Annotated in this window: 8 protein-coding genes; 4 read left to right on the plus strand and 4 right to left on the minus strand. The window is 65.2% G+C overall.

Going from position 1 to position 5,062, the window contains the following annotated elements:
• The 3 genes from BW996_RS20750 to BW996_RS20760 all read left to right on the plus strand — a co-directional run.
• Positions 1–321 (plus strand): ISAs1 family transposase (locus BW996_RS20750; protein ID WP_139330992.1); only part of this gene is annotated, 321 nt, incomplete at its 5' end.
• 45 nt (positions 322–366) lie between these two features.
• The gene (locus BW996_RS20755) at positions 367–849 is read left to right on the plus strand and encodes a substrate-binding domain-containing protein (RefSeq protein ID WP_076459091.1); all 483 of its coding nucleotides are present in this window, start codon (positions 367–369) and stop codon (positions 847–849) included.
• Between the two features lie 61 nt (positions 850–910).
• Positions 911–1,873 carry an alpha/beta fold hydrolase gene (locus BW996_RS20760; RefSeq protein ID WP_037486204.1) on the plus strand — a complete coding sequence of 321 codons (963 nt, stop codon included), beginning with the start codon at positions 911–913 and terminating at the stop codon, positions 1,871–1,873.
• On the opposite strand, the gene BW996_RS20765 is transcribed toward BW996_RS20760, so the two are convergent.
• The 3 genes from BW996_RS20765 to BW996_RS20775 all read right to left on the minus strand — a co-directional run bounded on the left by BW996_RS20765 (position 1,842) and on the right by BW996_RS20775 (position 3,754).
• Positions 1,842–2,315: a hypothetical protein gene (locus BW996_RS20765; RefSeq protein WP_037486202.1), complete on the minus strand. Its 474-nt coding sequence runs from the start codon at positions 2,313–2,315 to the stop codon at positions 1,842–1,844. The two genes, BW996_RS20760 and BW996_RS20765, sit on opposite strands and share 32 nt — an antisense overlap.
• 1 nt (position 2,316) lies before the next feature.
• The gene (gene ypfH, locus BW996_RS20770) at positions 2,317–2,949 is read right to left on the minus strand and encodes an esterase (RefSeq protein ID WP_051632334.1); all 633 of its coding nucleotides are present in this window, start codon (positions 2,947–2,949) and stop codon (positions 2,317–2,319) included.
• Positions 2,950–3,052: 103 nt separating this feature from the next.
• Positions 3,053–3,754, minus strand: coding sequence for an NADPH-dependent F420 reductase (locus BW996_RS20775; protein ID WP_375136231.1), 702 nt, complete (start codon positions 3,752–3,754; stop codon positions 3,053–3,055).
• A gap of 53 nt (positions 3,755–3,807) precedes the next feature.
• Between BW996_RS20775 and BW996_RS20780 the strand changes: the two genes are divergently transcribed.
• A complete protein-coding gene (locus BW996_RS20780) occupies positions 3,808–4,707 on the plus strand; it encodes a LysR family transcriptional regulator (protein WP_037486195.1) in 900 nt (299 codons plus the stop codon).
• 22 nt (positions 4,708–4,729) lie between these two features.
• On the opposite strand, the gene BW996_RS20785 is transcribed toward BW996_RS20780, so the two are convergent.
• On the minus strand, positions 4,730–5,062 hold a 333-nt coding region (locus BW996_RS20785; RefSeq protein ID WP_217694731.1), incomplete at its 5' end, for an electron transfer flavoprotein subunit alpha/FixB family protein.

The following is a 5,062-nucleotide window of genomic DNA, read 5'->3' on the forward strand; positions in this document are numbered from 1 at the left end:
CGTTACTACATCAGCTCCGAGGTGCTCGATGCCCAGGCCTTCAACGCCACCATCCGGGCGCACTGGGCCATCGAGAACGACTGCCACTGGGTGCTGGACGTCAACTACCGCGAGGATGCCTGCCTGATCCGGCGCGACCACGGCCCGCACAACATGGCCACGCTGCGGCGCATCGCCCAGAACCAGATCAAGCTCGACGCCGGCAAGGGCAGCCAGAAGACCAAGCGCAAGCGCATGGGCTGGAGCGATGACTACCTCCAAGCGCTCTTCGGCTTGACTCCAGCCTCACTCAGCCCTGCACAAATTTCGAGCGATGGCTGATGCAATCGCCCTGCCTTCGACGCCACCTGCGCGGATCTCGCCGTCGTGGCCGACGAGCGCTCAGCTGCACGCGCACTGACACAGAAGATGCTTGACCTGGGCCATCGGCGTGTCGCCTTCATCGGCGGCACGCCCCAGCAGCACCGCGCGACTGTCGAGCGGCAGGCGGGATTTCTGGAGGCGATCCACGAGCACCCCGAGCGTGACCGCATTCACCACACGCTGCATGACTGCCAGGCCTTCTTCGATGCCGGTCACGAGACCGGTCTGCATGTGCTGTCCCAGACCCCGCGACCGACGGCCGTGCAGTGCCTGACCGACGACATCGCCGCCGGTGTCATCGCCGCGGCCAACCGGCTGAAGATGACTCTTCCGGAAGATCTGTCGATCTGCGGATTCGACAACTTCGGCCTGGCGCGCAAGATCACGCCCACGCTGACGACCGCCGCACTTCCCGCCGAAGAAATGGGCGAGCCGCTGCGCTGCAGGTCATCGAAGCGCTGGAAGGTCGAGCCCGGCAGGCCGTGAAGACATTGCCGTGCAAGCTCATCGTCCGAGATTCCATCACCATCGCCCCGAAGGATTGACCATGTCCGACCGCCCCACGCCCACTCCGACAACACAGATCGCTGTCCAGGCGCTGGGACAGGACTACGTTTTTCCGCATCGCATCGACGGACTGCCCGACCGGCTCTCGGATTTTGACGATCTGGAGATCGGCCACTTCACCACCGGCGACGGCGTGCGGCTGGCCTACTGGGCGGCCGGGCAGGGCGAGCCGCTGATCCTGCTGCCGGGCTGGTCGTCGAATGGCGCCGAGTTCATCCATGTGCTCTACCTGCTGCGGGCACACCGGCGCGTCTACGTGCTCGATCCGCGCAACCAGGGGCTGTCGGAGCATGTCGAGCATGGCTGCCGCATCGCGCGCTTCGCCGTCGATCTGAAGGAGTTCGCCGACCACCTGGGACTGGCGCAGGCCGAGTACTGCGGCTGGTCCATGGGAGCGGCGGTGCTGTGGGCGCGCATCGAACTGTTCGGCCTGCAGGGCATGCGCAAGCTGGTGTTCATCGACGAGCCGCCGTCGATCTACGCCCACGCCGACTGGTCCGAACAGGAGCGCATGGAGGCCGGCGGCATGACCTCCTCGATCGAGCGCATGGTCGCGGCCTTCACGGCGGGCCTGCCCGTGCACTGCCTGGTGGTCGACCTGCACAGCATGGCCCGCTTCGGCATGCGTGACTCGCTGGCCTTCGACAATGCGGTCAGCTTTGTCAGCGCCGTGATCCGCAACGACCCGAAGGCGCTGGCACGGGTGCTGTTCGACCACGCCGCCAACGACTGGCGCGACGTGATCCGCCACAAGATCCGCGGCGTGCCCGTGGCGATCTTCTCGGGCGAACAGAGCCACGCGCTGCCCAGCCAGCGCTGGATGCAGCAGCAGATTCCTGGCGCGGTCCTGCACGTCTACAGCGAAGCGGAGCAAGGTGACCATTTCCTGGCCATCAAGAACCCCTTCCAGTTCACCCGGGACCTGCTGGCATTCCTGGCATGACAGTGACCGAGACGCAGAACCGTTGAAATCCCAGGTGATGCATCAGCTCACGCAGCATCAGCAGAGCGGCGGCCGCGCTGCCTGACGCACTCGGATCCGCGGCCCCAAATCGGTCCAGCGTAGCCACCCACGCCGAGAACGCCTGCTCGACCTCGTCACGATGCAGTTCTGCACCCGCCGGGATCCAGGGGCTCATCACGGCCGGATCGGCGCAGACCAGCGTCAGCAGGTCTCTGTTCGCATGGCGCAGCGGGCTGCGCTCGATGGCCATTTCCATGTCGTCGATCGCGTGCTCCACGGCAAGAGACCGCGGCCGCCCATCAGGCCAATGGCGCGCTGCCAACGCGGCAGGCCCCAGACCCAGGCTGACACGGTTCTGAAGCGTGTCGGTCAACGTCCATTCGGAGACATCACCGTCGATCTGCCAGGCCCTGTCCGGCATGTCAGCGCTCCGCCTCGTCTTCCCGCAGGCGGGCCTGCAGGCGCTGCAGCATGGCCATGTCGATGCTGTGTCCCAGACCCGGCACCATGTCCAGCGTCACCGAAGCCCCCAGGGCCTGCAGCTGCGCATGGGCATCGATGGACGACTGGGCTGGCACCACCGAATCGGCTTGTCCGTGCAGCAGGTGGAACCGCATGCCTGGCGATCCGTGCTGAGGGGCCTGGTCAAAACGGCCAGAAAGTGCCACCACCCGGCCAGCCAGTCCCACGGGCTGCTGGCTGGCCGCCAGCGACATGATCGCGCCCTGGGAAAATCCGACCAGGGTGGTCTGTGCGGGTGCCAGACCGGTCCTGGCCTGCCAGCGCTGGACCGTCTGCACGAAGACAGGCATGGCTTGCGCGACTCGCGCCGGTCGGTTGTCCGGCGTGATGCCCTGCACCGAGAACCATTGCCATCCGCCAGCGAATTCCGAGCGCAGCGGCGCCTGAACGCTCACCACCACGGCATCGGGCTGCCACCGGGCCAGATGTTCACCCAGGGGCTGCAGACTTTGTGCTGTCGCACCCACACCGTGAAAGAGCAGCACAAGCGCCGAGGCCTGGGCTGGCTGCTGAAGAATGATGTCGTGTTCCATGATGTCTGTCTCGTGCGTCTGCGTAAGGTGCCGGGCCTTGCTTGCGGCCCAGGCCGAGCTGATTTCAGCGGCAGTGCCGTTTTGAAGTCGAATGCGCTGCCGATCAGACCTTGCTGATCCAGGCCGGAGCGATGGACGTGCCGCGCCCTGCGCCGTAGCCCAGGTAGATGTTCAGGCCGGCCAGAGGCTCCAGATAACGGGCGTTCTTCAGACCACCGGCGTCAACCACCTCGAAGCCCAGGCTCTGCGCCAGCTCGCTGGCCTTCTCCTTCGCGGCAGCGCTGTCACTGGCCAGAAAGACGCTGGCGACCCGGCCACCGCCCAAGTCAGCACCGGCAGCCAGCACCTGAGCGAACAAGGTGTTGAAGCCCTTGACGATGGCGACTTGCGGCACCGCCTTGGCAATCTCTTCGGCGGCAGAGCTGCTGTGTCCCAGCGTCAGGCCCATGTAGTCCGCCGTGAGCGGATTGGTGATGTCGATGACCGCCTGATCGTGCTGCACGCCCACCGCGGCCAGTGCGCTGGCCGCATCGGCGTAGCCCGTGGCCAGCACGACCACATCGGCCCCCTGGGCGGCACCTGCCACCGGCACGGCCACCGCACCCGGATGAGCCGCAGCCAGCTGGGCCGCCTTGCTCCCGTCACGCGCCGTGACGCTGACTTGATGGCCGGCTCGGGTCAGTTGTTGAACGAAGGCCGAGCCCATGTTGCCCGCGCCGATGACAGTGACTTTCATTTCACGACCTCTTGAAGTGGAGACAGCGTCTTGCTGCCATGGAAGCCACTGTATGAGTTGCAAGATCAAGGATAAACATGCTCCTCAAGGACTGACTAATCCTGTTTCAAGGACAATTGACCATGGATCGATTTCTGGAAATGCGCGCCTTCGTGGCCGTGGTCGACGCAGGCAGCTTCGTCGGGGCAGCCGATGCCCTTCAGCTGTCCAAATCCGTCGTGTCGCGTGTGGTGTCCGAGCTTGAACAGCGACTGGGCGTGCGACTCCTGCATCGCACGACACGCCGGCTGTCATTGACACGCGAAGGCGAGGTCTTCCACGAACGCTGCAAGGACCTGCTGGCCAGCCTGGAGGCCGCAGAGACAGAGCTCACCCACCACACGGGTGAAGTCATGGGCGAATTGCGGATCAGCGCGCCGGTTTCGTTCGGCTTGCTCCAGTTGGCGCCACTGTGGCCGGTCTTCATGGCTCGGCACCCCAAATTGGTGCTTGACGTCACGCTGGGAGATCGTCTGGTGGATGTGGTGGATGAAGGCTTCGACCTGGCGGTGCGAATCGCTCAACTGAACAACTCATCGCTGGTGACACGCAGGTTGGCCACCACTCGACTGGTCTTGTGCGCGACGCCGCACTACCTGCTCGAGCACGGTCCAGTGCAGCACCCGTCAGAGCTGGCTCATCACCCTGTGTTCGCGTACAAGCTGCTGGCCACCGGCGAACAGTGGAACTTCGAGGGGCCAGACGGCCCTGTTGCCGTGAAGATCAACCCACGCATGCGCAGCACCAGTGGCGACACCTGCTGCGCAGCGGCACTGCAGCACCAAGGCCTCGTCTTGCAGCCGACCTTCCTGGTCGGACACCACCTGGCCAGAGGAGACTTGGTGGAAGTGCTGCCCCAGTTCCGATCGACCGAACTGGGCATCTATGCGGTCTATCCCAGTCGAAAGCAGCTGGCGCCCAAAGTACGGCTGATGGTGGACTTTCTGGCCGAGGCCTTCACGCTGCCGGCATGGCGTGCCTGATGCGCAGGTGCTGCCAGACTGACTAGAGCATGGCCTGGATCTCGGCCACGGCATGAAACAGATCGGCTTCCAGACCGTAGTCGGCCACCTGGAAGATCGGAGCCTCGGGATCCTTGTTGATCGCGACGATCACCTTCGAATCCTTCATCCCCGCCAGGTGCTGGATCGCACCCGAGATGCCGCAGGCCACATACAGCTGCGGCGCGACGATCTTGCCGGTCTGGCCGACCTGCCAGTCGTTCGGCGCGTAGCCCGCATCGACCGCCGCACGGCTGGCGCCCAGCGCCGCGCCCAGCTTGTCCGCCAGCGGCGTCAGCACCTCGTCGAACTTCTCGCTCGAGCCCAGCGCGCGGCC

It is taken from the genome of Sphaerotilus natans (assembly GCF_900156335.1).
In the GTDB taxonomy this organism is placed as follows: domain Bacteria; phylum Pseudomonadota; class Gammaproteobacteria; order Burkholderiales; family Burkholderiaceae_C; genus Sphaerotilus; species Sphaerotilus natans.